General features: G+C 72.6%; 2 protein-coding genes. Both read right to left on the bottom strand.

From position 1 onward, the window contains the following. Positions 1-1,719, bottom strand: a 1,719-nt coding sequence (locus DPV74_RS40855; protein WP_119339248.1) for an AMP-binding protein, incomplete at its 3' end; no start/stop codon positions are given. A 64-nt stretch (positions 1,720-1,783) separates the two neighbouring features. Then, positions 1,784-2,348: hypothetical protein (locus DPV74_RS40850; protein WP_240440117.1), on the bottom strand; the 565-nt coding region annotated here is incomplete at its 5' end.

The following is a 2,348-nucleotide window of genomic DNA, read 5'->3' as shown; positions in this document are numbered from 1 at the left end:
GGACAGCACGCCGCTCGCGACGTCGCGCGCCCCGGCGCGCAGCGTGAAGCGGATCGCACCGCCGGCCGCGGCGTCGTACGCGAGATCGAGCGGCTCGCCGGGCGCGACCGGGCTCAGGAATTTCGCGGACCCGAGCCGCCACGCGTGCAGCGGGCGGTTCAGCGCGGTGCCGAGCGCATGGATCGCGTGATCGAGCAGCACGACGCCCGGCACGACCGGATGGCCGGGGAAGTGGCCGGGCAGTGCCGGGTGATCGGCGGGGATCGTGAACCCGAGTGCGGGCGTGCCGGCCGGATCGGGCACGGGCACGGGCACGGGCACGGGCACGGCCGCGGGGCGCGCATGTTGCGCAACGAGTGCGGCGAGTACGTCGCGCGGCAGCTTGCCGGTTTCGTTGCGCGGCAGCGCGTCGACGAACACGAGCGGGCGCGGCATGAACGCGGGATCGATCCGCTCGCGCAGCGCGCGCTGCAGACCGGCTGCCGTAAGCGTCGGCGCGACGACGAGCGCGACGAGGCGCGTAACCGGCTCGAGGCGGGTGTCGTCGTGTGCCGCCGCGGCTTCGTCGGGCATGAAGAATACGCCGTCGAGCACCTGCGGAATCGCGTTGAGCTGATGGTTCAGGTACGCGAGCGACGTGCGCTTGCCGGCGATGTTGACGAGGTCGGCCTTGCGGCCGTGCAGCAGGAACCGGCCGTCGCCGAGCAGTTCGAGTGCATCGCCCATCGGCACGGGTGCCTCCACATGTCCGCCCGACACCCACACGGTCGGGCCGCTGTCGTCGTCGTCCGGTTCGGCGCGCGAGTCGAGGCGGATGTCCGGGAACAGTTCCCATGCCGCGCCCTGCGACGTGCGGCGGGTGGCGATCTGGCCGGTCTCGGTGCTGCCGTAGATCTCGACGAGCGGCGCGTCGAGCGCGGCCTCGGCTTCGCACGCGAGCTTTTCCGACAGCGGCGCGGTGGCCGACAGCACGAGCGCCGCGGGCGGCAGCGCATGGCCGGCCGCGAGCAGCGCACGCAGGTGGATCGGCGACGTGACGAGCACGCGCGGTTGCGGGATCGTGTCGAGTTCGTCGCGAATGTCGACCGGGTAGAACGGCTGGCGGTTGCTGAACGCGAGGCCGCCGATCAGCGCGAGCAGCACCGTCGACTCGAAGCCGTACATGTGCTGCGCGGGCACCGTGCCGATCAGCGTGGCCGCGCGGCCGTCGAGCAGCCCGAGGCGGTCGGCCGCCGCGCGCACGCAGCCGACCAGGAAGCCCCAGGTCTTGCGGTGCGGCACCGGCGCGCCGGTCGAGCCGGACGTGAACACGTAGGCCATGATCCGCGCCGCATCGATCTGCGGCACGGCGAACGGCGCATCGTCCGCGAGCGCGCCGGGGGCGGCATCGGGATACGCGAAGCGCGGCAGGTCGATCGTGCAGTCGGGCGCGTCGTGCAGGCAGAACGCGTCGGGCGCGAACGACGCGAGCTGGCGGACCATTTCCGGCGTATGCGTCGACGGCAGCAGGCTGACCTTGCCGGCAACGAGCGCGGCGCACAGGCTGACCGCGAAGCGGTAGCGGTCGCGGCACACGTTGAACACGTGCGCGCCGGCGGGCAGCGCGGCGGCCACGCGCGCGACGTCGGCGACGAACGTGCGCACGGTGACGGGCGCGCCGTCGCGCCAGGCGATCGTCTGGTCGGGCGACGAATGGAAAACCAGCGGGTGAGTCGGCATAGATCGGTCGAAACAGGAGCGAAGGCCGGCGCGGCCGCGTTGCGGCGCCGCGCCGGCCGTGAATTCATCGTGATGCCTGCGACGCGTGTGTCGTCGCGCGATACGCGCGCACCGCGTCGACCATGCGCGGCCGCGGTTCGTGCGGCAGGGCGAAGCGTCGGCACGCATGCTCGGCCGCGAACATCACGGCGACGAGCGGCAGCGACAGGTAGTTCGCGAACGTCGACCACGTGACGATCGGCGCGGTCGCGAACAGCAACGTCGACACGGCGGCGATCGCGACGAAGAACAGCGTCCACGCGAGCGTGATCTGCCGCGTGTAGTGCGCGACGGCCGGCGTGATCGCGCCGTGGATCATCGTCGCGAAATGCGTGCACAGCGGCACCTTGCCGGCCGCGAGCGTGCGGCCGAACAGCAGCGCCATCGCGAGGTTGAAACTCGCGTGTTCCAGGTACAGGCCCCATTCGAAGTGCCGCGCGAGCGGCACGCGCGCGGCCCACAGCGCGGCGGCGGCAAGCAGCCATGCGGACACGAACCCGATGCGATGCGGCGAACGTAGCGCCGCGCCGAGCGCGAGCAGCAGCGGCGGCACGAGCGCCATCGCGAGGCCGAGGCCGTGCGCGCCGGGC

The organism is Burkholderia sp. HAN2018 (assembly GCF_024704855.1).
GTDB lineage: Bacteria > Pseudomonadota > Gammaproteobacteria > Burkholderiales > Burkholderiaceae > Burkholderia > Burkholderia cepacia.
The sequence above is the reverse complement of the archived record's forward strand: the minus strand, read 5'-3'. Positions and strand labels throughout refer to the sequence as shown.